Source organism: Geobacillus thermocatenulatus, assembly GCF_002217655.1.
Lineage (GTDB): Bacteria > Bacillota > Bacilli > Bacillales > Anoxybacillaceae > Geobacillus > Geobacillus thermocatenulatus.
The window spans coordinates 1,208,765-1,232,945 of sequence record NZ_NEWK01000002.1; the positions used below are offsets into that span (position 1 = coordinate 1,208,765).

General features: G+C 55.0%; 19 protein-coding genes. 9 read left to right on the forward strand and 10 right to left on the reverse strand.

What is annotated here, in order from left to right:
- Nucleotides 1-99 precede the first annotated feature (99 nt).
- From B9L19_RS15055 to B9L19_RS15065, 3 genes are all read right to left on the reverse strand, one after another.
- Complete coding sequence (locus B9L19_RS15055; RefSeq protein ID WP_047752154.1) at nucleotides 100-2,949, reverse strand: EAL domain-containing protein; 2,850 nt, start codon at nucleotides 2,947-2,949, stop codon at nucleotides 100-102.
- A 124-nt stretch (nucleotides 2,950-3,073) separates the two neighbouring features.
- Nucleotides 3,074-3,427 (reverse strand): YisL family protein, encoded by a 354-nt coding sequence (locus B9L19_RS15060; protein ID WP_025950975.1) that lies wholly within the window; start codon nucleotides 3,425-3,427, stop codon nucleotides 3,074-3,076.
- Between the two features lie 144 nt (nucleotides 3,428-3,571).
- Entirely contained in the window at nucleotides 3,572-4,474 is a 903-nt protein-coding gene (locus B9L19_RS15065) for a fumarylacetoacetate hydrolase family protein (protein ID WP_047752155.1), read from the reverse strand.
- A gap of 313 nt (nucleotides 4,475-4,787) precedes the next feature.
- Between B9L19_RS15065 and B9L19_RS15075 the strand changes: the two genes are divergently transcribed.
- Nucleotides 4,788-4,958 (forward strand): aspartyl-phosphate phosphatase Spo0E family protein, encoded by a 171-nt coding sequence (locus tag B9L19_RS15075; RefSeq protein WP_025950972.1) that lies wholly within the window; start codon nucleotides 4,788-4,790, stop codon nucleotides 4,956-4,958.
- Nucleotides 4,959-4,968: 10 nt separating this feature from the next.
- Here B9L19_RS15075 and B9L19_RS15080 read toward each other — a convergent pair whose 3' ends face one another.
- From B9L19_RS15080 to B9L19_RS15090, 3 genes are all read right to left on the reverse strand, one after another.
- Entirely contained in the window at nucleotides 4,969-6,135 is a 1,167-nt protein-coding gene (locus tag B9L19_RS15080) for a DUF418 domain-containing protein (protein ID WP_047752157.1), read from the reverse strand.
- Between the two features lie 146 nt (nucleotides 6,136-6,281).
- Entirely contained in the window at nucleotides 6,282-7,877 is a 1,596-nt protein-coding gene (locus B9L19_RS15085; protein WP_047752158.1) for a fatty acid--CoA ligase, read from the reverse strand.
- 212 nt (nucleotides 7,878-8,089) lie between these two features.
- A complete protein-coding gene (locus B9L19_RS15090; protein ID WP_013523085.1) occupies nucleotides 8,090-8,314 on the reverse strand; it encodes a spore germination protein in 225 nt (74 codons plus the stop codon).
- Between the two features lie 150 nt (nucleotides 8,315-8,464).
- On the opposite strand from B9L19_RS15090, the gene B9L19_RS15095 reads away from it, so the two are divergent.
- The 8 genes from B9L19_RS15095 to B9L19_RS15130 all read left to right on the forward strand — a co-directional run bounded on the left by B9L19_RS15095 (nucleotide 8,465) and on the right by B9L19_RS15130 (nucleotide 12,222).
- Nucleotides 8,465-8,689 (forward strand): spore germination protein, encoded by a 225-nt coding sequence (locus B9L19_RS15095; protein WP_011230194.1) that lies wholly within the window; start codon nucleotides 8,465-8,467, stop codon nucleotides 8,687-8,689.
- Nucleotides 8,690-8,759: 70 nt separating this feature from the next.
- Nucleotides 8,760-8,981, forward strand: coding sequence for a spore germination protein (locus tag B9L19_RS15100; RefSeq protein ID WP_011230193.1), 222 nt, complete (start codon nucleotides 8,760-8,762; stop codon nucleotides 8,979-8,981).
- Nucleotides 8,982-8,995: 14 nt separating this feature from the next.
- Nucleotides 8,996-9,208: a spore germination protein GerPB gene (locus B9L19_RS15105; protein ID WP_013146201.1), complete on the forward strand. Its 213-nt coding sequence runs from the start codon at nucleotides 8,996-8,998 to the stop codon at nucleotides 9,206-9,208.
- 82 nt (nucleotides 9,209-9,290) lie between these two features.
- Nucleotides 9,291-9,893, forward strand: a complete 603-nt coding sequence (gerPC, locus tag B9L19_RS15110; protein WP_047752159.1) for a spore germination protein GerPC — start codon at nucleotides 9,291-9,293, stop codon at nucleotides 9,891-9,893.
- Nucleotides 9,890-10,081 (forward strand): hypothetical protein, encoded by a 192-nt coding sequence (locus B9L19_RS15115; RefSeq protein WP_025950968.1) that lies wholly within the window; start codon nucleotides 9,890-9,892, stop codon nucleotides 10,079-10,081. The genes gerPC and B9L19_RS15115 overlap by 4 nt, the downstream gene beginning before the upstream one ends.
- Nucleotides 10,078-10,476: a spore germination protein GerPE gene (locus tag B9L19_RS15120; protein WP_025950967.1), complete on the forward strand. Its 399-nt coding sequence runs from the start codon at nucleotides 10,078-10,080 to the stop codon at nucleotides 10,474-10,476. Before B9L19_RS15115 ends, B9L19_RS15120 begins: the two co-directional genes overlap by 4 nt.
- Complete coding sequence (locus tag B9L19_RS15125; protein WP_013146204.1) at nucleotides 10,476-10,697, forward strand: spore germination protein; 222 nt, start codon at nucleotides 10,476-10,478, stop codon at nucleotides 10,695-10,697. Before B9L19_RS15120 ends, B9L19_RS15125 begins: the two co-directional genes overlap by 1 nt.
- Before the next feature lie 358 nt (nucleotides 10,698-11,055).
- Nucleotides 11,056-12,222, forward strand: coding sequence for a transposase (locus tag B9L19_RS15130; RefSeq protein ID WP_241771915.1), 1,167 nt, complete (start codon nucleotides 11,056-11,058; stop codon nucleotides 12,220-12,222).
- Nucleotides 12,223-12,268: 46 nt separating this feature from the next.
- Here the strand turns inward: B9L19_RS15130 and B9L19_RS15135 are convergent, their stop codons facing one another.
- The 4 genes from B9L19_RS15135 to addB are packed head-to-tail and all read right to left on the reverse strand — an operon-like array spanning nucleotide 12,269 to nucleotide 24,041.
- Nucleotides 12,269-15,613 (reverse strand): SbcC/MukB-like Walker B domain-containing protein, encoded by a 3,345-nt coding sequence (locus B9L19_RS15135; protein ID WP_089113977.1) that lies wholly within the window; start codon nucleotides 15,611-15,613, stop codon nucleotides 12,269-12,271.
- A complete protein-coding gene (locus B9L19_RS15140) occupies nucleotides 15,610-16,788 on the reverse strand; it encodes an exonuclease SbcCD subunit D (protein ID WP_047752160.1) in 1,179 nt (392 codons plus the stop codon). Before B9L19_RS15140 ends, B9L19_RS15135 begins: the two co-directional genes overlap by 4 nt.
- A 20-nt stretch (nucleotides 16,789-16,808) precedes the next feature.
- A complete protein-coding gene (addA, locus tag B9L19_RS15145) occupies nucleotides 16,809-20,537 on the reverse strand; it encodes a helicase-exonuclease AddAB subunit AddA (RefSeq protein WP_047752161.1) in 3,729 nt (1,242 codons plus the stop codon).
- Entirely contained in the window at nucleotides 20,538-24,041 is a 3,504-nt protein-coding gene (addB, locus tag B9L19_RS15150) for a helicase-exonuclease AddAB subunit AddB (RefSeq protein ID WP_279627601.1), read from the reverse strand.
- Nucleotides 24,042-24,181 lie beyond the last annotated feature (140 nt).

The following is a 24,181-nucleotide window of genomic DNA, read 5'->3' on the forward strand; positions in this document are numbered from 1 at the left end:
GCGTGACGCCAACATTTTCTCTTTCTCGATATTGCACTGAAATACATTTTATGAAAAAAACATCGACTCCCCCGCCGCCAATCAACGCCGGGCGGGGGATCATGGTTGCTTCTCGGTCACATACAGCGTTACTTCTTCAGCCAAAAGCGGAGGACAAATCCCATACCCTTGGGCATACGTGCATTGCAAATCGCGAAGCCGGTTGAGCTGTTCCGGCGTTTCCACCCCTTCGGCGATCGTCTCAAGCCCCAATCCGCGCCCCATCGTAATCATCGCCCTGACAATCGCCTCATCGGAAGCATTGGCATGCAATTGTTCAATAAAGGCACGGTCAATTTTCAATATTGTCGCTGGCAACCTCTTTAAATAATGGAACGAGGAATATCCGCTGCCGAAATCATCGACGGCGATGCCGACGCCAAGCTTCCTGAGTTCATCCATCGTTCGCAGCGTGTTGGATAAATAACGGAGCATCGAATGTTCGGTCAGTTCAAGATGCAGACACGACGGCGACAGACGCGACTGCCGAAGCGCTCGTTTGACATCATCCACAAACCGCTCATGCTGAAACTGAACAGCGGATACATTGACAAAAATCGCAAGTTGGTCATTCCCTGTCATCTCCTGCCATCGCTTCGCTTGTTTGCAGGCGGTTTTCAACACCCATCGCCCAATCTCATGAATCAACCCGGTCTCTTCCGCCAAAGGGATGAATTCATCCGGCCGTACAAGCCCAAGCTTCGGGTGGCGCCAACGGATTAACGCTTCCATTGCTTTTACTGCACGAGTATGTACATCCACAATCGGTTGATAACAAAGAAACAGTTCGTTCTCTTCAATGGCTCTGCGCAGATGGCCACCCATTTCCATCCGATGCATCGCTTCTTCGTTCATTTGCGCACAGTAGCGCTCCACCCGGTTGCCGCCGCCTTTTTTCGCCATATTGACCGCCATATCGGCGTGCCGAAGCAGCGCATGTTCGTCCTCTCCGTCATCTGGAAACATCGCTAGACCAACGCTTGCCGTAACGAAAAATTCCTTTCCGTCGTACACAATCGGCCGCGCCACTTCGCGCACGATGCGGAGCGCCGCTTCCGTCGCCGCCTGGACCTCTGTTTTGAGCGGAAAAAGCAAGCAAAACTTGTCGCCATGAAATCGACCAAGCTCCGCACTAGGCGGCAAGACGCGGCGAATGCGCTCGACAAGCTGGCGCAAAATGTCATCTCCGGCGTAATGGCCGACGCTGTCGTTAATCCATTTAAACCGGTCTAAATCAATCAAAGCAACCGCTATCGTTCGCTGCTTCTGCTTGGCTTTATCCAGCTGTTCGGAAAACAATTCCATCCACTTTGTCCGGTTGGGCAAGTTCGTATCGATGTCGTAATATGCTAAATAAGAGATTTTCTCTTCCGCCTTTTTTTGCTCGGTAATGTTGCGTCCAATTCCGTAAATGCCGACCTTTTTGCCATCCACAATGATGGGAATGTTTTTCATTTGAAACAAAAGCCGCTCTCCCGATTTCGTCGGAATCTCCAAATTATACGTTTGGATATTCCCCCGCAGCGCTCGGTAAAAATAGCGGGTGACGCGGGGAATATCATTCGGATGAATATACTTGAGCGAATTCGTATACAAAATCTCTTCCTTTTTGTAACCGAGCACTTGTTCAAAGGCAGGATTGACGCTTGTCAAACGGCCGTGCAAATCTGTGGAATAGACAATGTCCGTGTTATGCTCAAACAACGATTTGTAGCGTTGCTCCGACATTTGCAGGCGGACGTGCAGCCGCTCCATGTCGCGGGACGATGTTGACATGAGCTGGGCGAGCGTCATGATTCCTTCCGGCGGCGCCGGCAATGGCGACGACAAACTGTTCTCCGCTGATGCCGCTGTTTCCGTCAGCGACACAGCGGCAAACGCAGCCGTCCGCATCGCTGTAGCTGTATGTGCGTCTTTCACGAATACTTCGACAGCCGGAAAGAATGCAGCCTGTCCAAAAGCAGACACAACACCGTCAAATAGCGGGCGCGTATACCCACTGAGCGCCGCGCTGTAGTAAAAGAACATCCCCTCAGCCGATTGCTTGGCCGCATGCATGGCGGCGTCGCGCGCGCTCCAGTAAAGGGACGGGGCATGAACATAGGAAAAACGAACCTTTTCCCCATCATGGACGTGACCTCTTACGGCAACGGAACCGTCTGAATGGAGAGCGACAATCGGCAGGCAGACATCGCGCCCGTTTCGTTCGATAAGAAACGGGAATTCCACTCCGGAAAGCGGCAGACGGTCCATAAATTCTTTGCCTAAATATCGTTCCAAATACCATGACGGCTTTTGTCCATCAAGCTCATCAATTTGTTGGCCGCTGCTTTTCGTAATGGAGAAGGATCGTCCGACCGGCTCCCATAAAAACGGGGCCATACAGTGGCTGCGAAGCGCAGTTCCACTGAATGAAACGGCCATGCCCCCGCTCACAATTCGTCCGTCGGACGAAAACAACACACTGCCCTCAGGAAGCGCACAGCTGACCATGACCATCCGTTCATTGGCAAGCGGCAAGCGGCGAAGCAGGGACGGCAAAACAAAACGGCGGTCAGAAAATAGAAGAAGCAACGCCGTATCCCGGTGAATGACTGCCCCTGCAATGAGCTCCGCCAATTCGTCCGGGCGATCAAACTCCTCGGCCGGAAGCGCCAGCGATGAAACGGTGGAGGACAGCATCGACGCGATGCCAACGGCAATATCTCGCCCACCGGCCATTGGCAGCAGCCCTGCCATTCCGATCATATGGGCGCGCGGCCAACGGCGGGCCAGTTCAGCAACCATTCGATCCACTTCACCCACATCACGGCCGGCGATTTGGATAAACTGCGGCTCGTCCAAGGAAGAACAATGATCACTGAACAGACGATCCAACTCCTCGGCACGGCGGCAGCTGAACCAACGCATAAACGATCATGCCCCCTCCCGCTGACCAACAAGGTCGAAAAATTCAAAAAACATTGTTTGTTTTACCATATCATATTTTCGCCTTCGACAAAAGCGGCAACCAATAGAAGGCTGCCGCTTCGCTTTAGAATAAGTCAAAACCAAGCGGCAGCAGCAGGCCGAGGAACAGCGTCACCACAAGGGCAATGACCCATTGCGTCCATCCTGCCGCTGCGCTTTTTCCTTTTTTTACAGCTGCTAAAACCATTTCCATCGCTCCGATCACCCACAGCCCGGCAAGCGCTTTTAGCCAATAAAGCGCAGATATCGAAGCAATGCTATGCAGCAAAAGCCCCCCCGTCGCGATCGTGAGAATGTAAAACAGCCGCAACACCATTTGCACGATCTTGGCTTTGCCCGCCCCTTGCCGCTCCATCGACACCGCAAGGAAAAACAAAACAATCGTGATGAGCCAGCTCGTAATATGGGCATGCGTCAACGTCCATCCCTCCAACCATTCCTTGTTCCTTCCCATCATAGCACGGCGGGCGGACGATTGACAAACTTCACGAAAACGAAAGACGCCCTTTCTTTCAAGAGGACGCCTTTCGAACATCAATGGGAACTTCCTCACTTTCGCCGTTTACTCTCCCACTTTGTTGCGCAACGTGCCGATGCCTTCCACCGTCACCTCAATGACATCACCCGTCTGCAAAAAGCGCGGAGGGTTCATCCCTTTGCCGACTCCAGCCGGCGTTCCTGTAGCGATGATGTCGCCCGGCTCAAGCGTAATGCCTTTTGAGATCGTCTCGATGATCGATTCAATGGAAAAAATCAACTGTTTCGTGCTCGCGTGCTGGCGCACTTCGCCGTTGACCCGCGTCTCGATGCGCAAATTGTTTGGATTCGGCACAAACCGACTCGGCACGATCCATGGCCCCATCGGGCAAAATGTATCCAAACTTTTGCCTAGAAAATATTGTTGGTGCCGCTCCTGCAAATCTCTCGCTGTCACATCGTTGATGATCGTGTATCCAAATACGTAATGAAGCGCGTCTTCGCGGCGGATCGCCCGCCCTTGTTTGCCGATGACCACCGCCAACTCCCCTTCATAGTCCATTTCATCCGTGACATCGGCATGGCGCAAAATCGTTTCCTCATGGCCGATGACCGTTGTCGGCGCTTTCGTGAAGACGATCAAATGCTCCGGCACATCGGCGCCACCGAGCTCCAGTGCGTGATCAACATAGTTTTTGCCGATGCAAAAAATGTTTTTCGCCGGCCGTGGGATCGGGGCCAAAAGACGGACATCGTCGAGGCGATAAACGTACTCCGGCGTCGGATGGCCTAGCGCCCAGTCAACCACTTTTTGCGCCCGTACGAGAAACCCCTCCCCTTGGGCAATCGCTTCAAGCATCGTCGTCGGCATCGTCTCCGTTCCATCCATCGCCCGTTCGGCGCGGCGCAAATGAACCGCCCGGTCGTCCCCTTGCGGCACGGCTCCGACAAACGTTTCGCCATCGCAAAGTGCGGTGATCAGTTTCATCGTGTCTCTCTCCCTTTCTTTGTTATGCAGCGGACGCTTCGTGAACTCTTCTCTTCCGCCCACCTTCGCCATTTTGGCGCGTTGAGGATGATATTCTCCATCAAGGCGAAAAAGTCCTGTTTTTGTAGAATTTTGTCTAAATCAGGAAATTTATCACTTATTTTCCCGAATCGCTTCCTTTTTTCGTCTTGATATGTATAATAATGTTTAGTTTCCACTAGGGAGTCGATTGCGACTTTCGTCATGCAACAAACGTCTTGCATCGAAACGGCATACCCTAACCAACATTTCAAACGAATTGATGGTGAAGGAAATGGTTCTGTTGCAAATTGAAGAAAAACGACAACAAATGATCGAATTGGCGCTCACGTATGGATTCACGGCCAAAGAGACGATCGAATGCAGCCAAGAGCTTGACCAATTGATCAACCAATATTTGCAGCACACGAGAATGTTGGAATCGCCTTTCCCGTCCGTCCAGTAAACGGGGGTTTTTATTGCCCCGGCCGGCGGCGAAACGGCGGCCGCGTTCCGTATGTCCCCCACCTCCACATCCACTCAACCGGGCCATAATGAAAACGCGCAAACCAAAAGCGGCTTATCCACACTTGAGTTGCATACAAGGCAAACGCAATCAACATCTCCTGCCATGCGCTTGTGCGTCCATACCACCCAAGCCCATAACCATAAAACAGCGACGTGCAAACGAGCGATTGCGCGAGGTAATGGGTGAGCGACATTTTGCCAACGTCTTGCCACCACCGCCAAGCGCGCTGCCAACTTCGTTTCCCGCAGACGAACACGGCAGCAGCCACGTAGAACACCGCCAATGCGGCGCCTCCAAAGCTGTTTTGGATGTACATCGTCAAGTCGTTGACCCCAGCCCAATACGGAATGGTTTTCAGCGCTAAACCAAAACATAGCGCCCACTTCATCAGGCGGCGCAGCTTGGCGGGCGAGTGACAGTCGGGTTCAAGCCAACGTTCGCAAGAGGCATAGCCGCCGAGTAAACAAAAGGGCAATACGGTCAACACCGTAAACAGCAGCCCGCCATCGCTGTTGACATAGGCCCAGTCATGCCAACGTTGCCAAAACACATCGCCAAACGTTCCGCTTTGATAATGACGAACCGCTGCGGCCGCCTCAGCCTCGTGGCCGCCAACTGTTTCCGTTCCTCCTGTCCACATGCTGAGGGCCATTAGCAGCGCCATGAGGCCATGAAAAAGAAAAAAGACAGCAACAGCCGCCGTCCACCACCAGCGCGGCGGGGCGGCGAAAAAGAAAAGCATGATGAATCCGGCGACCGCATAGGGGATTAAAATATCGCCAAACCAAAGGCCAAACGCATGGACAGCGCCAATCCCAATCAAAAAAAGGAAGCGGCGCAACAGAATCGGAATCGGCCGCTTTCCGCGGCTGCTGATCCGGCGGAACATGGTCATCGCCCCGAACCCGAATAAAAACGCAAACAACGGATAGGCGCTCGCTTCAAACAACACGTCGACGACCGCGGCCAAAACTCGGTCAAAAGCACCGCCCCTGACGCTTTCGTCGTATAACGCTGGCGAGGAAACATAACGGATGTTGACAAGCAAAATGCCGAGCAAGGCGAATCCACGCAACACATCCGCCGCGGCGATTCGCTCCGACAATTCAACCATCCCATTCTCCCTTCTTTCCATCGCCTCGCCGCCTGCGAAGCCGGGGACACCTTGCCGGGAAATCGCTTGACCAGCTCGCCTGTCACCTTATCCATTTCATTCGACTTGCTCTCCTCTGCACGTCCCAAGGACACATGCCTGTGCCATCAGTTGACATAGCGGCCCGATTTTCCAACTGCATCCCAATATTGGCGGCGCAAATGCACCTTTTGGATTTTTCCGGAGGCTGTTTTTGGCAGCTCATCAACAAACGTGACGCCTGTAATGGCTTTGAAATGGGCCAGTTTTTCCCGAGAAAAGGCGATCAGCTCTTCCTCTGTCACGTTGTGCCCCGGACGAACGACGACAAACGCATGCGGCGTTTCGCCCCATTTTTCGTGCGGCGCGGCAATGACGGCTGCCTCAAGCACAGCAGGGTGTTCATAAAGCGCACCCTCGACTTCAATCGACGAAATATTTTCCCCTCCGCTAATAATAATATCCTTTTTCCGATCAACGATATCAATATGTCCGTATTCATCGACGGTCGCCATATCGCCGGTATACAGCCAGCCGTCGCGGATCGTTGCGGCGGTTGCTTCTTCGTTTTTCCAATATCCTTTCATGACGCCATGGCTGCGGACGATCACCTCGCCGATCGCTCGACCATTATGAGGTACTTCGTCGCCGTTTTCATCGACCACTTTCACTTCACAGCCGATCATCGGATAGCCGGCTTTTGCCTTGAGCCGTTGCTTTTGCTCCACAGGCAGTCCGTCAAGTTGCGGACGAATGAGCGAAATCGTGCTGAGCGGAGATGATTCGGTCATGCCGTACACCTGAATAAACTCCCAATCGAGCTTTTCCTCAACGCGTGCGACAAACGCCGGCGGCGGCGCAGAACCAGCGATGACGATCCGCACGCCTTCCGGGACATCTGGTTGATATTGCTCATAATATTGCAGCAACATAGTGAGCACAGTCGGAGCCATATGCATAACCGTCACCTGATGTTCCTTGACAAGCTCAAAAATGATTTTCGGATCGACTTTGCGCAGCCCAATTTGCGTCGCGCCATTGGCGGTGTAGTAAAACGGCGCCCCCCAGCCGTTGACGTGGAACATCGGCAACACATGCAAATACGTATCTCGGTCAGATACACGCAAATGGTGCATCGTCACAAGCGCATGCAAATAGTTGTTCCGATGCGTCAGCATGACTCCTTTTGGGTTGCCCGTCGTCCCGCTTGTATATAGCAAGCTGCATATATCGTTCTCATCGATCATCGGGCGCGGAACCGGCGCTGACGACTGGGCGGCGAGCCATTCATCGTAAGCGGTTTCATCAATCGCCGCCTCTGTTTTATGGTGGACAATGATCTCCTCGACCGTTTCAAGCTTGTTTTTGACTGGTGCAATCAGCCCATACAGCTCCTGATCCACAAACAACACTTTCGTTTCGCTGTGATTCAAAATAAAAACGTAATCATCCGGTTTCAGCCGCGTATTCAGCGGCACCATCACCCCTCCCACTTCAAATACACCGTAAAACCCTTCCAGCATTTCCAGCGTATTCGGAGCGAGATACGCGACGCGCTCCCCTTTGCGAACGCCAAGCTCCCGCAACCCATTGGCAAGCCTCCGCACCCGTTCGCCAAGCTGCCTGTATGTCACCGTCCGTCCGGAACAAATCATCGCCGGCTTGTCCCCATACAGAGCGACAGCCCGGTCTAAAAAATGGGTCAGAACGAGTGGTGCGTTCATTCTCCCATCCCCCTGTTTTAGTTTTAGAAAATTCACAATTGTATTATATAACAAAGATGGCATAAAGAAAAAGAGACCCGTCCCAAAAGGTCGTAAAACGACTTTTGAAGCCAGTCCTCTTTCTTCGTTAGTCCGATCCATTGCGCCAAAAAAGAACCCGGTTTCTTCTTTTTGCCCAAAAACGAATGCTAGGCGAATCGTCTCGACAATCGCTAGTTATTTCCTTTCACCCCGGCGTCGGAGACGTCCGGATCGACCGTATTCGTGACGCTGCAAAACGTATTCGTTTGCAAGAAATCGCCAGTATTGCCGCCGCCGGCGCCTGAGTTTGACTTTGTCGTGCTTTTCGGAGCGATTTGCAGCACATCCCCCATGTTGACAGTGCCATTGCCGCTTACGTTCGTCACCTTAATCCCCCCAATGACGATTGCTGGCATCCCCTTTCCCCTTCCTTTCTGCCCGTTCCCTTTCTTTATCATACGCGGGAGCTGCTTCCCACAATTGGACTCTCGCCCCGCATTGAACCGTTTTTTCTCTGTTTTCATACAATAACGATAGCGACACGATGAAAAAGGAGGGGGCTCTTCATGCCTTCATTTATCAGCGGTCCGATTAAGATCACCCATGTCAGCGGCGACGGCACGGTGAATTTCGGCGACGTCTTGCAAATCACGCCAAAGAGCACGTTGAAATCCAACACCGGCTCAGGCGGCGGCAACAACGGGGACTTCCTGCAGACGAATACGTTCGTCAGCTTTACAAACACCGGCGACCCGGATGTGTTCGATTCCAATAATGCCGCCAACAATTAAAACGAACGTTTCGCAACTTGCGCCCATACACTAGTATCAACGAAGACAACATGGAAGGGAGCATGCCCACATGCCGGCTTTTGTCGGAGTCGTCAAACTGAACAGCATCGGAAGCAGCGGCGTGTTCCATATTGGCGATGTGTTTGCGATTTCCCCGCAAAGCGTGACGAAAACGTTCGCTGGCGCCGGTTCGTTTAACACCGGCGACGGGCTTCATATCTATAACTATTACAGCAATACGAATACGAATGACGCCGATGTCGCCGATGAAAATGTCGTCGGAAATGTATAAGGAGGAGAAGGAGGGTGCACGTTTACATCAGCCAAAGCATCTGCATCCACCAGTTGCGGATCGGCTCGGTCACCAATTCTTCCGTTTTGCAAATCGGCAGCGCCGGAAGCATTCAAGCGCTCTCAACGCTTGCCAACACCGGCGGATTCACCGGTCCGGCCCCACAGGCGACCGTGCCGCCCGGTGCATCCGCTCCTCTCGTTCCTCTCCATTCAGCCACCCGCTAAATTCAGCGAAAAAAGTGATGAGAGCGAAAGGCCGTCCATATATTGAAGTAAGAGGGCTCTTTGGAGAGGATGATGGTGCACAATGAGCATTTACGAGTATTTCGTCCAACTGCACCGCTATTTATTATGGCAAACCAAAAAAATACGGGCTCTGGAACGCCGTCTCCGCTCACTCGAAGCCCGGCTTCGGGAAATGGAGGCTCAGCCGCGCACATCGATCGAACGAATTGAATATAAATTTGACCAGCTCAAAGTGGAAACGCTCGAAGGAACGCTAAACATCGGGATCGCTCCGCCCGGAGCCGGCGGTGCAATTGAAGACTTTGCCGTCGAACCGGTCAAAACCATCATTCCAAAGCCGGAGCCGGTGCTCATGCGCCCGATTCAAGAAAAAGTGGCCGCCTATCTCAACGGGGAGGCGTCGGAAACGTTAAAACGCCTTGAGCAGCAATACGGCCGCCGCCTTGATGATACGTACCGGCAGTTTATTTTGCAAGATATCGCCCGCCAGACAGATGAACGCATCCACTTTTATTTGCAAGAGAAAGCAAATCAAGGCTACGTTCCCCCGGGCGATCGCGATGAAACGGTGGAAAACGAGATCTTCCAAAAGGTGAAAGCGGATATTGAACAATCGCTCGATGCGTTTTTGAAACATTTGCCTTCAGGGGAGGAATCAACGTGAACTATACTGTCATTAACCGCGACGTGCATGTCGGTGACATCCGCTTGACGGCCGTCGCCAGCGCCTCGCTGTTTTTAATCGGTGATGCTGATGTGATCAACTTGTCATCCGCGTTTGACACACCACCGGAATCGCTGATCATCGGCCCGTTCGTCCCGCTCGTGCCGGCTCGAGGGGATACGCCGTGAAACGAACGTCAGTTGTGCAAACGTTCCATGCTGAAACGTTGATTATTAGCTCCGTGCTGCAAATCGGCGACTCTGAACGGATTTCCACCCGCACGCGCGCCTTAGCCGTGCAGCGGCAATACGAACTGTTTTTTGGCCCAGAAGGAGAACAAATATTCCCTGTTTTTGCGAAACCGATCCCGCGCTGGACTTCTCCACCGCCGACAGCTGCACGCCAAACGCTCCATGAGTCCCCGGTCATTTCCGTTCAGTCTGTGCGCGTGCTCGCCATTTCTTCGTCCGCCATCGTCCATATCGGCTCGACCTCGACAGCGGAGGCAGAGGCAAGAATGAAACATATCCGCCAGCTGGCCGGCTCTGAGTCGAGCGCGCCAACAAGAGGGAGGGATTCATAATGCCTTCGTTTGTCGGCCCGATTAAAATCAACAGCGTCAGCAGCGGAGCTGTCGTGCAAATGGGCGACTGTCTGTACATCGCGCCAAAAGTCGCCACGAAAACGCAAGCCGGATCCGGCGGATTCAACACCGGCGATTTTGTGATGACGAACAACGCGATCAGCTTTACAAACGCGTTTGATCCCGATGTATCCGACCAAAACGTGGCCGCCAACAACTGAACATGGCAGAAAACGAATCCCCTCGCTTTTCATTTGCCAACATCAACCTTATCAGCCGAACGCTGCCGAAACCAAAAAGAGAAGGTGTCCCAAAAGGATCCGGACACCTTTGCTTATTTGCCTCTATATCTAAAAAACCATACATTGTGCTTGATCGAAAGGAAACCAACCTTTTGCGACCGCCTCTCTCCATTATTCCCCGAAAGCCCGTTCAGCTCAACGGGCTATCCATTTACAGATCAGCGAGCGAGAAAGCCCACTCCTTGAGGGGTGGGATGAAAGCGAGCCGTTTTCTTCATACTTATTGAATGATGATGAAAGAAACGGTATCATGTAATCGTCGCAAGGAGGTAAATCCATGCCGACCATCACACTAAGGCTGGAACTGCACAACCCAACGAAAGTCAAACAAGACATGTACGAACGGATGACAGAAGTGAATACCGCGTTTGCGAATTGGCTGTTGAACCATCCCGAGCTGAATCAAGCGACGAGCAAACTGTTTAAAGTGTTTTCGTCGCAGCGGTTTCCTTCCGCCGTCGTGAATCAGACGATTCGAGAAGTGAAGTCCCAAAAGAAAAACCAGAAAACAAAGAAGTTCCGGACATTCTGGTGTTGCTTTAACAACCAAAACCTAAAGGTGGAAAAGAAAGGATCGTTCTACACGGTTTCCTTCCCCACGCTGGAGAAGCGAATCGGCGTGCCGGTCGTCACGCGTTCCTATCAAGAAGCGTGGCTGAATCGGCTGCTCGATGGAACCGCCAAACAAGGGGCCGCTAAACTCTACAAAAAGAGAAAGAAATGGTACTTGGCTATTGCGGTCACCTTTGACGTGAAGCCGCGGCACGAAACAAAGGTGATGGGGGTTGACCTTGGGCTTCGCTATATCGCTGTGGCCAGCGTGGGAACGAAATCATGGTTTTTCAAAGGGAACCAATACGCCTTCATTCGCCGACGCTATGCGGCTTTGCGGCGAAGGCTGGGCCAAGCGAAGAAGCTTCATATGATTCGCAAAATCGGCCGTAAAGAGTCCCGCTGGATGAAGGATCAAAATCACAAAATCAGCCGTCAAATCGTGAATGCTGCGCTCGCCAACGGTGTTGGCGTGATTCGGATGGAAGCGTTGACGGGGATTCGGAAACGGGCAACATCGGCCAAAGAAGCGGGGCGAAGCCTTCACTCTTGGTCATTTCACCAACTGCAAACGATGATCGCCTATAAAGCGGAAATGGCAGGCATTCGCGTGGAGTGGGTGAATCCAACCTACACGAGCCAAACGTGTCAATGTGGTCATCGAGAGAAAGCGAACCGAAACGGCATCCGCTTCCGATGCCAAAGGTGTGGATACACTCTCCACGCCGACTTGAATGGCGCGATCAACATCGCCAAAGCGATTTCGGGCTTCGCCGCTGAACCTAGCGCACTGGTCACAGGTGCGCCGCCCATCGAGGTACACTCTAACCCAATGGGACGGGGTGATGACACACCCCTAAACTTGGGCGTGGTCCGAACCAGAAATGGATGAGGACGCAAACGACCCAAGAATCCCACGCCTTTAGGCGTGCGGAGTGTCAAATCATTTCCAGCCAGACGCGCGTGCCGCGGCCGGACGGTTCAGCCGGTTCGACGATGAGCCGTCGCGGCAGACGGTGGCGAATTTCTTGTACATGACTGATGACACCGACCGCCAGCCGCTCGGTATGCAGCTTTTCCAAGGCAGAAATGACCGTCTCAAGCAGCTCAGCATCGAGGGTGCCAAACCCTTCGTCCAAGAAGAAAAAGCGGAGCGGATACTCACCGCGCAGCTGAATTTGCGCCGACAACGCCAACGCCAACGACAGTGACGTCAAAAATGTCTCCCCACCCGAGAGCGTCGATACCGGCCGTCTGACGCCGCCATTGGCATCATCACGGATCAGAAACCCGCCTTGCGAATCCAATTCGAGCGAATACCGGTGCCGTGTCAGCCGCTGCAGCCGTTCCGAAGCCATGGCGGTGACTTGCTCAAGCTGCTCCTCCGCCATAAATTCGACAAAACTGTTGCCGCGAAGCAACGCCTGCAGCTGTTTATACCGCTCGATGCGCCGGCTGAGCTCCGCCTGCTTCTCCTCCAGTTCAACAAAGCGGCTATGTTTTTTTCTCAACTCTTCCACCTTCGCTTGAGCCGCCCCAAGCTGCTGCGTCATCGCCTCCACTTGCCCCTTCAACTCGGCGTATACACGCTGCATCGCCTCCCATTGTTCAGCGCTCACCGTCGCCCCCCCGATGGCGGCGGCTAGCTGAGCGAGGCGATGTTCGGCTTGCTCGATTTGGCGCCAATAGCGGCGGATTGTCTCATCCCATTCATCTCGCTGCGCTTTTTCCGCCTTCGCTTGCTTGACTTGTTCGGCATCGGCAAACATGGTGTCCAAAAGCGCGCCGCGCCAGCGAGCGAGCGCCTCTTCTTCGCGGCGGACGCCTTCTTCCCACGCCTGCTTGGCTGCTTTTGTTTCGCTTTCAAGCATTTGATATTCCCGCTGGGCTCGCTGCCAGGCCTCATACGCCTGTTGCTCGCCGTTTTGCAGCTGGCGCCATTCGGCCTCCGCCTTCTGAAGATGCACAGCCGCTGGGCCTTCCCCCGCCTTCTCGCCCCGTTGCCGCTCATATTCGTTCCATTGCTGCTGTTTGGCACTAATCAGTGAGTCAAGACGCACCCGCTCCGTCTCAAGCCGGCTCCGCTCTTTGGCCGCTTCCTCTTTCGCCCGCTGTTTTTCCTCTAAAAACAGCACGCTGTCCTCCAGCCGTTTTTGCACGTCGCGCCGCACGTTTTCCCGTTCACACAGCTGTTCATACACCGCATCGATCGTCTCAAGCGAAAGGAAAGGATACATCTGCCGCCATTGCTGTTCAAGCAGCCGCCGCTCTTCCTCCAGCCGCTGCTTTTCAACTTGCAGCGCTTCGATGTCCGCCGCTATCCATTGGCACGCTTTCTCCGCTTCGCGCCGCGCTGACTCGGCTTCATTCCATTGGGCAAGCACCCGGTAGACCGCTTCTTTCAATTCAATGACCTCTTGCCCAAGCGCCCGCACTTCCACAGTGAGGTCGACGGCCTCCTCCACCGAGCGGCTTTCGGCAAACAGAGGCGGCGCTTCATGGCCTGCCGCCAGCTCGGCGAGCTGCTCGAGCTGCACCTTGAACGAAATGATCATTTGCCAATCTTGTTCATACCGCTTCCGCTCTGCCTCAAGCTCGGACAGACGCTCAAGTTGGACATCGTTCGGTGCGGCGGCCGGATGCGGATGCTCGCGCGATCCGCACACTGGACACGGCTCGCCGGGACGGAGCCGCTCAGCCAAGGCGGAGGCGAGTTGCGCCGTCCGCGCTTCTTCGGCTCGTTGTCGCTCCGCCTCCATGGTTTTCTGCAACGTATACAATTGTTTTTCAGCGTCCTGCTGCCGCCAGCAGACGAAACGATACGTCCGCTCCATACGCCGGAACAGCTCTTGAAGCCGGGAGCCGACAGCGGCTGATCGGCGTTCCCGCTCCAACTTTTCCTCTTTCGCCCGACGCCAAACGGCCTCCTTTTGCTGAAGTTGGGCATCGACGCGAGCGATGGCTGACGCCGCTTGCTCAATATGCTGCTTCTGCCTGTACGCCCGCTCTGCCTCATCTTTTCTATCGAGCGCCTCTTCATGCTGTTTCAGTTCTTCTTTCAACTCCCGCTGCCGCTTCGCGCCGCGCTCATACCAGACCGACGCCTCTTCAAACCGGCGTACAGCTGCCTTCTCCTGGGCAATGAGTCGCTTCCTCTCTTCACGAAGAGCTGTGAGCTCCTGTCCAAGCACTTCCATTTGCTGCTCAAGCTGCGCCGCCTGCCGCAGCCGTTCCATCTGGACGAGCAATTCCGGTTCGCGCTGCGCCTTTTCTTGGCGCGCCCGTTCATAACGCCGCGCCGCTTCTTCATAGCTCAATTGGGCTTCCTCTAATCGACGCGCCAGTCTTTCATACCGACGAAACGCCTCTGCCCGCAAGCGACATGCCTGCTCGCACTGCTCCCAATACGGCCAGATGCGCTCTGCTTGCTCAGCGCGCTCTTTTTTCACTTCCAGCTCGCGGATAGCGGGCTCATGCCGGTGCAGTGCGGCAAGCTCTTGTTCGACCGCTTCTTTTTCTTGCTGCCACGCCCATCGTTGTTTTGTTCGTTCCACATCTGCTTCGACTTCCTCAAGCTCTTTTTTTCGCTTGGTAAACAGCCCCGCGAGCTCCCGCACATCCGCCTCTGCCTGCTTGAGCGCTGCTTTTGAAGCATCGCCAAGCCCCGCTTTTTCCGCTTCGATTTTTTCCCATTCTTGCCGAGCGGCGGCAAGCCGGTCTTTCAACTTTTTATTCAACTGATCGCCATACCGCTCAAGATGGAAGAGGCGCTGCAGCATTTGCCGACGCTCCGACCCTTTGAGCGATAAAAATTCGGCAAATTTTCCTTGCGGCAAGACGACCGCCCGGGTGAAATCCTCCATCGTCAAGCCGAGCAATTGCTCGATCGCCTTGTCCACCTCCGATAGTTTATCGGCGAGCACGACCGGCTCGGACCGATGCTCGATCAGGCGGCAAACGGCGCTGCGCGTCCGCCATTCGTCCACTTTTTTTAAGCTTCGTTCGACTGTATACCGTTTCGCTCCTGCCGCATTTTCCAGCTCAAACGTAAACGAGACAAACAACTCTTGCTCGGCGTGGTTGATGATCGCCTGCGTGCGGTTGGCCGCCCGCTCGACGCTGCCGAACAAGGCGAGCGTCATGGCGTCTAAAATCGTTGATTTGCCGCTTCCCGTCGGCCCGAAAATGCCGAACACACCGCCCTCACACAGTGCGGTGAAATCGATCGTCTGCTTTTCACGAAAGCTATGAAGCCCGGCGATCGTCAGCGAGATCGGCTTCATTCTTCCTCCCCTTCCTTCTCTTCTTCCGCCGCCAGCTCCAAAAAGAGGCGGACGAGCTCTTCATCCGGCGTTTGTCCCCCAGTCTGCCGTTCGTAAAAGCGGTGAAACATTTCTTCAAGTGAAAGCGGCTCGCGGCTCATTTCCATCATCTCTTCCGCCCGATTGGGAAGCACCGGGCGAATGTGGACAAATCCGGGATGAAGCTTACGCAGCCGATCAATTTCGTCCATTGTCAACGACTCGGTCACATGGATCTCCAAATCGATCCAGCTTGATCGGTCTCTTCCTTCCTCACACCAGCGGTATACTTGAGCGAGCCCCTCTGTCGCCTTCCAACGGATGAGCGGTTTGCCGGCAGCGAGCGGTATCTCCGCCACCTTGGCCGCCCCGCCTGGATGCACGTCAACGACCGTGACTGATTTGGCTTGACCGGCTTCGGAAAAGCTGTACGCCAACGGCGAGCCGGAATAGCGCGCCGCCGTCTGTGCCTGCTTGACATCCTGCGGCCGGTGCAGATGGCCAAGCGCCACATATTGCGCGGCTTTCGGCAAGCTCTCAGCCGCCACCGTATAAGCGCCGCCGACTTCAATCGGCCGCTCGGAATCGGACGTACGTCCGCCAGCAACGTAAAGATGGCTCATCGCGATATTGACGGTCTCCGCTGTGAACGAGGCGGCCATCGCCGCTAATAGGGCGCGGATGCGGTCATCGTACCGATCGCGCATCGTCGTCTCCTTACAGTCGGATGACAACAGCTCAGCAAGGCGCGATTCGGACGGATAGGCCAATGGAGCAAGCATCATCGTTTCGCCGCGTGATGGAACGTCAATCCGGCAAACAGCCGCTTGCGGGCGGCCGAAAAGAAAAATGTTGTGCGCACACATCAACGTCCGGGCAGCGCTGATCCGGTCGGGGTGGTCGTGGTTGCCGCTGATGACTGCCACCGGGCGGCGTCCTTTGTCGGACAGGCGGGCAAGGCTTTCATAAAACAGTTGTTCCGCAGCCGCCGGCGGATTGACGGAGTCGAATACGTCGCCGGCCACAAGGATGATGTCGATTTGTTCTTTCTTGACAATCTCCACAAGCTCATCAACAAATGCCTCTTGCTCGGCCATCCGACTCCGTCCCTCGAGCGTTCGCCCCAAATGCCAGTCCGCGGTATGCAAAATCCGCATTCTCTCTTTCCCCCCTTGCATCACTCCACAGCCACAACAAACCCGCCGTCAAACGAATACAAATAGCATTCCGCCACCGGCGCACGCCAAATTTGCTCGATGGCCCGCCGGTACAAGCGCATTTGCGTCCCGTAGCGGCCGAGCAAAAAACGAGCCGCTTCTTCCTCTTGCCCAGCAAAACGGTGGACGACTTCATCTGTTTTATAGTCAATCATCACATAGCCGCATTCGTCGGCAAACACGCAGTCGATCACCCCTTGCACGAGGACGCGCCGGCCGCTTTCCGCCCCTTCGCCGCCGTACAGTTCAGCCGCTTTAAGCCCCAAGCTGAACGGCACTTCACGGTGCACTTCGCGGGCGGCGCAAAGGCGGCGGCCAAGATCTGCAGTGAAAAAGGCAGCGATGGCCGCTGGATCGACCGCCTCGGCTTGTTCTGCCGACAGCAGCTCTTTTTTGACAAGGCGGACGATCTGACTGCGGATCGACGATTCATCAAGCGGCGCCTGCAAATCAAGATGGCGCATGACGATATGGAGCGCCGTCCCTTTTTCGGCCGGCGTCAATGTTTTCTCCTGCATGAAACGCGGCCGAGAAAACACCGGAGCCGTCCCTTGTCGCGGCCGCCATTCGTCCGCTTGCTCGCCAAAGAGCGCGCGATGTTCTTTCAGTTCTGACACCGATTGCTTGGCGCGCACGGCCGTTTCTTTCTCATACGAATACCGCCACAACAAGCGGCGTTTGACCTCCTTCTGCCACCCTCCTTCTACGGGAACGGGTCGTCCTTGTTCGAGGGCAAGAAGCACGCCGCCATCCATCTCCTCCCTCGCAGCCTCTGCGCCGCGCAAATCGGCGGCCGGCACGATGGCGACACGCCATACAGACGGGTGAGAGGCGACCTCTTCAGGCGCCTTCGTTCCCGCAAGCGCCCCCCCATCCCGATGACGGATGAGCGCCCGGCCGATCCAATCCAAGTAGGAGCGGGCCGAAGCCCGCACATCGTCGGGGAGAAGCCAGCCGCGTTCCGAAGCAGCGCTTTTCCATTTTTCAATCTCCTTGGCCGCATCGTTGACCGACGCCAACAAATACAGCTTCTCTTTTGCCCTTGTGAGCGCGACATACAAAATGCGCATCTCCTCAGCGAGCAGTTCAAGCCGCTTTTTCGTTTGGATGGAAAGCAGCGGCAGCGTCGGATAACTGATGCGCAGCCGCGGGTGGACAAAGCGGGCGGCAAAGCCCAGCTCTTTATCAAGCAAATAGGGGTGATGCAAATCGCGCGTATGAAACGAACGAGCAAGCCCGGCGAGAAACACGATCGGAAATTCCAATCCTTTGCTGCTGTGAATCGTCATGATGCGCACGACGTCTTCTTGATCGCCGAGCGGCCGGGCCGCCCCTAAATCGTCGCCGCGCTCTTGCAGCCGCTCGATGAAGCGAAGGAAGCGAAACAAGCCGCGAAACGACGTCGACTCGTACTGCCGCGCGCGGTCGTACAAAGCGCGCAAGTTCGCCTGCCGTTGCCTGCCGCCCGGCAGTGCGCCAACAAAATCGTAAAATTGCGTATCGCGGTACAGCTGCCAAATGAGATCAGCTAATGAGCGGCGGCGCGCCATCGTACGCCAGCCCTCGAGCCGCTCTAAGAAAGCCGCCGCTTTCCTTTGGGCGTTGGCCTCCTCTTTTGTTTCCGCCGGCTTTTGCCGAAACGAACAGAGCGCTTCATAAAACGTGCCTTTTGGATCGGCGAGGCGAATCATGGCGAGCTCATTCTCGTCAAAACGAAAGAGCGGCGACCGGAGCACCGCGGCGAGCGGAATGTCTTGGTGCGGGTTGTCGATCACTTTTAACAGGGAGAGCATGATCGAAATTTCCGTCGCCTGAAAATAGCCGGATGACAAATCCGCGGCCGCCGGGATGCCTTGCGCTTGCAACTGCTCGATCATCTGAGGCGCATTCGTCATCGAGCGGACAAGGATGACAATGTCACGGTACATGGCGCGCCGCGGCTGCCCGCTCGAACGATCGTATACATAAAACGGAGCGGAAACGATCTCTTTGATTTTTTTCGCCATCAGCCGCGCCTCGAGCTCCGCCGCTTCCCATTCAGCCGCTTCCTCTTCGTCCTCTTCCGCCGCACGCTGCCGGTTGATGATCATGACTTCCGGCGCCGCATCCTCCCCTTCCGGGTAATCGGCGCCGTATTTCAGCTGCGCCGCTTCGTCGTAAACCATTTCGCCGACGGTTTCCCCCATAAGTTGCGCAAACAGAAAATTCGTCCCGTCAAGCACTTCGCGGCGGCTGCGGAAGTTGCTCGCGAGGTCGATTTTCATCCCCCCTTCTTCCCCATCGGCGGTGAATCGTTTGTATTTGTCCAAAAACAGCATCGGCTCGGCAAGGCGGAATCGGTAAATCGACTGTTTCACGTCGCCGACCATAAACAAATTGCCTGTTCGTTCGCTTCCTTTTTTTACCATCCGCAAAATCGCTTCTTGAACGAGGTTCGTATCTTGATACTCGTCAACAAGCACTTCATCAAACTGCGCCTGGTATTCCAAGGCGGCGGAGGAAGGCTGCCATTCGCCCGTTTCCGGATCGCGCCGCCGCAAAATATGCAAACAATAATGTTCCAAGTCAGAAAAATCAACGATTCCTTTTTCCCGTTTCGCCGCTTGGAACATGACGGCAAAACGGCGGACAAGGTTAGCGATCGTTTCAACGATCGGCTTCATTTCCCTCATATGGCGGAGCCAAACGGATGGATCGAGCGAAAACACATTGTCGCGCAGCGCCTCCACTTTCTTTTTCGCCTGATCACGCAGCGATTTGGCTTCGTCGATCAGCCGCTCGTCATAGTCCTTGCCGCGGCAGGCCGGCAGCCGCCCAAACGACAGCGCCTTTAGCGCGCGATGCAGCTCGGCCCACGGCCCGGAAAGTTGCGCCTCTAACTTGGCGATCATCTCCAGATCTTCGCATAGCCGCTCGGCATACGGCCGCGGCCCGCTCGGTTCTTCGGCGAGCTCAAGCGCCCTTCGGATCAGCCGTTTGGCCGCCGCCAGCTCCATCGCGGCATGTTGCGCGATATAGCGGGCTGCTGGCAGCGTCTTGATATCCGTCCGTTCATCGACGTCATACATCGAGGCCAAACCGGCCAACCATTCATCTGGTTCCGGATGGGAGCGGGAAAATTCATAAAGGGCGACAATCATCTCCTGCAGCTCGGCGTCGCTCCGGTCGCCCGTATAGGCATCCACGACGGCGAAAAACCGCTCGTTGTCCGGCTTTCCGTATTCCTCCTCAAGCAGCTCTTCAAGGACATCCTCTTTCAACAGCTCGATTTCCGTTTCATCCGCGATGCGAAACGACGGATCCAAATCGAGCAAATAGTAATATTTGCGAATGACATCCAAACAAAAGGAATGGAGCGTCGAGATCGCGGCGCGGGGAAGCAGGCTGAGCTGGCGCCGCAAATGGAGCGAATGCGGACGCTTGGCCAATTCCCGCTCGAGCGCCTCACCGATTCTTGCTTTCATCTCCGCGGCTGCCGCATTGGTAAAGGTAACGACAAGCAGCCGGTCGATATCGACCGCTCCTTCTTCCGCCGTCACTTTTTGAATGATCCGCTCGACAAGAACGGCCGTTTTCCCGGATCCGGCCGCCGCGGCGACAAGAATGTCTCGGCCACCCGCGGCGATCGCCTTCCATTGTTCATCCGTCCATCGGCTCCCAGCCGGCTTCGGGCGAATCGTGGCGTTCATTTATCCTTCCTTCCCTTCCGCTAGTTTTTCGATGACCGCTTCCTTCGTTTGCGGGGCAAGCTTCCGGTATTCGTTGCCGGAGAGTGCCTCATCAAATTGGCAGACCGGTTTGAAGACGCAAAACTCGCACGCTGTTTTATCTTTCAACTTGTACGGGGCGATCGACACGACGCCGTCGGCGATTTGCCCGCCGATGTCGATGAACAAACGGCGGACATGCTGGCGGAGCGCGGCAAAGTCGGATGGACTCGCCACCGACGAACGCGAATGGATCGATCCGCTTTTCGTAAGCTGAGCGGGCACAATCAGCGACCATTGTCCGTCTTCCGTTCGGTTGTCCATCAACCGGATCGCCTCGACGTCAGCGAGCAACAGTCCGCGCATCCGAAACGGTTCAAGCAGCTTTTTCGCCATTTCCACCTCATCATCCACCCATTGCTTCGCTTGAACGATCGGATTGTGGATGTGAAAATAAAGCACCCCGGCTGGCAAGGCCGGCTGGCCGACGAGCTGTTCGGCATACGTCAGCACGATGTCCAGGTAGGTGAACATTTGCAGCGCCAGGCCGTAATATACTTCCGTCAAATCGAGCGTTTTCGCGCTCGATTTGTAATCGATGATGCGAAGAAGCACCCCTTGGCTGCTTTCCGCCTTGTCGACGCGGTCGATCCGTCCGACGAGCTCCATCACTGTGCCATCGCGAAGCCGAAACCGAAGCGGCGGCAGGTCGCCATTGGGGCCGAATGACAGCTCAAGTCCGATCGGAACGAAACCGCTCGCCCGCGCATGCTCACTTAACACATGGGTTGTACGGGCAACGACGTGTTTCAATTTTCGTTTCATATATTCATAGCGATGAGAGCTTGAGAGCACTTGCTGCTGGATAAGCGGGGCGATTCGCTCGACCGCTTCGGCCGACAGCCGTTCACAGTCTGATCTTGACAGTTCGCGCCAATCAAGATGCTGTTCACGCAGCCGGTCAGCGATTTGCTTGATGGCGGCATGGAACAATTGCCCAACATCCGGCGCCTCAAGTCGGAAAACGTTGCGCTCTTTCAACCGCAGCCCGTGCGATGCGAAATGGGCGTACGGGCATTTTTGAAACTGCTCCATGCGCGAGACGCTCGCCTGAATTTTTTTGCCGTACAGCCGCTGGCTCCACTGTTTTTTGAGCGGCGTCGCTCCGTTTGTATAAAAGAGCGCGGAGACGGCATGCCGCACCGGCTCCTTCCAGTCCCGATGGCCGATGAACGTGTTATATACATCCCACCAAAGCGGATCGATGCCGTAGTTGCGCTTCCATGCTCGAAGCTGGCTGATCAAATACGTTTGCGTCGCCCGCGGCGCGGTCACGAACGCCTCTGCTTTTTCTGCCGGGGCGTCGAACGGGTCGTTGCCGCACAGATGCACCGGCGCATGCGGAAACAGTTCCGTAAGCTGCTTGATGAGCGGCGACGGCATCAATGCTTTCCCTTCCCTATCAGCAAGCGGATATGTAACATACAGCCGCCGGCTCGGACAAACAAGTGCCAAGTAGACAAAAAACGGGTCATAAAACAGCTGCTCCCGCCCCCCTGGGGCGAGCGCCACCCCCAACTCACGCAGCTGCTCGCGCTCCACTTCCGCCATCAGCCCGTCTTCCTTCACTTTCGCTGGAATCACGCCATCGTTGGCGCCGATGACGAACGCATACTTGATGTCAATTAAACGAGAGCGATCAAGCTGAGCGACGATCACCTGGTCCATCGCCGGCGGCACAAGGGAGAATTCCAATCGATCGAGCCCGGCCTCGATAATCTTGACAAACTCAGCGAGCGGCAGCGATTCTGTCCCGAGCATTTCTACATATTGGTCAAGCAAATCGACGACGGCGTTCCACGCCTGTTCATGCTGGCGCGCTTCAACGAGGCGGCCGTCCGCTTCCGCTTGTGCGCTCATTTTCTCTAGTTTTTTTGGAATCTGCAATTCTTCCAAAAACAGATATAATGCCATACAAAACCCGCGTCCGTCCTCCGCCCGGCGCAGACGGCGCTCCAACCGGCGAAGCGGAGCGGCCAACGCCTCGCGCCATTCATTGAGCATGTCCTCAAACTGCCGCTCTTCGTCCGTTTGTGGTACGTTCAAACCGTCAAGCGCCTGATAGCGCCGATACGCCCAGCGCTCATTGTTTGTCCACTTATCCCCTTTGATTCCGTAAGCAAGCACATAGTTTTCGAGCTTGTCGGCCGCCTCGCGCCACATGTGCAGATCGCCGTCCGTTGGAAAAAGCAAATCCGTTTTCACCGCCCGAAACACCGCTTCATATCGCCAACGCGTCACGACCGTCTCTAAGGCAGCGCGCACGAGTTCAATGAGCGGGTGGTGGTGCATCGGTTCTTTTTCATCCATAAAATACGGGATCCCAAAATCAAAAAACACCGTTTTCACCAGATCGCGATACGCCTCCGTCTGGCGGATGATCAGCGCAATGTCGCAATAGCGCGCCCCTTCATCGCGGGCAAGGCGAACGATCTCCCGGGCGACTGCTTCAATCTCTGCGCGGCGGTTGGCCGCTTCATAAAGATGGATGGCATCGGTCGTCGTCTCGTATGGCGACAGGGGGCGTCGGTGAAATTGCGCCTCAAGATGAACGAGCGCCCTGTCTTCATGGCGTCGGTTGGCCGAAAGCACGATCGGCTCTTCGATCGCAATGTCATTGCTTAGCGCCAACTCCCTCAGCTGGCGGTACGTTTGCGCCGGCAAATAAAAGAGATGAAGTTCGTCCGGCATTCCGTCGTCATACGGGCGGTCGATCGTCAAACAAACGGTGACGCGCCGGCAATGGCGAAGAAGCTGTTCGATGATCATATATTCTTGCGGCGCGAAATGATGAAAGCCGTCGATGTAAATATCGGCATCCCGCAAATAACTTGAGCGCGGAATATGCTCAGCGAGCAAGCGCAAATAATCTTCCGAATCAAGATAGTGGCCGATAAGACTCCGCTCAAGTTCCTCATACACAAGCGCGACATCTCTCAACTTGTCAGCGAGCAAGCGGCGGCCCGGTTGATCGGGCCCATCCTCGAACGCCTCAGCATGTCGGCGGAGTTCGCCCGGCGTCAGGCAATACCGTTTGCATTCGGTGATCATTTCGTTCAGCTGCTCGATAAACCCATGTTTGTCCGCCGCGCGGCCAAACAGTTTCAGCTCTTGTTTGCGTTGCTCAATAATTTTGCGGATCATCATCTGCACGCCAACATCATGAATGTGGTACCGGGTCATGCCGCCTGTTTCCTGCAGCACGCGCCAAGCGAGACGGGTGAAGCTGAACACTTGGGCGCGAATCATCCCGCCCACTCCCTCGGTATGGATCAACGCGTATTCGCATTGAAATGTCATTTGCTCCGGAACGAGATAGACGATCGCCCTTCCTTTTGGATCCTCTTGCAACTGGCGGCGAATTTCTTCGAGGCAGACGGCCGTTTTCCCACTTCCTGACCGTCCGAGCAAAAACCGCAGCGACATTGTATCCACCACCATTCGTTTCCTTTATTTGTTTTATTTTAGCACGTATGTTCGCTTTTGGGAAGAAAAAAAACGCCCTTCGGCTGCGGGTTATATAGAGGCAATCTGAAACGTTAACGTTTGTTTCTTTTTGTGGAGCC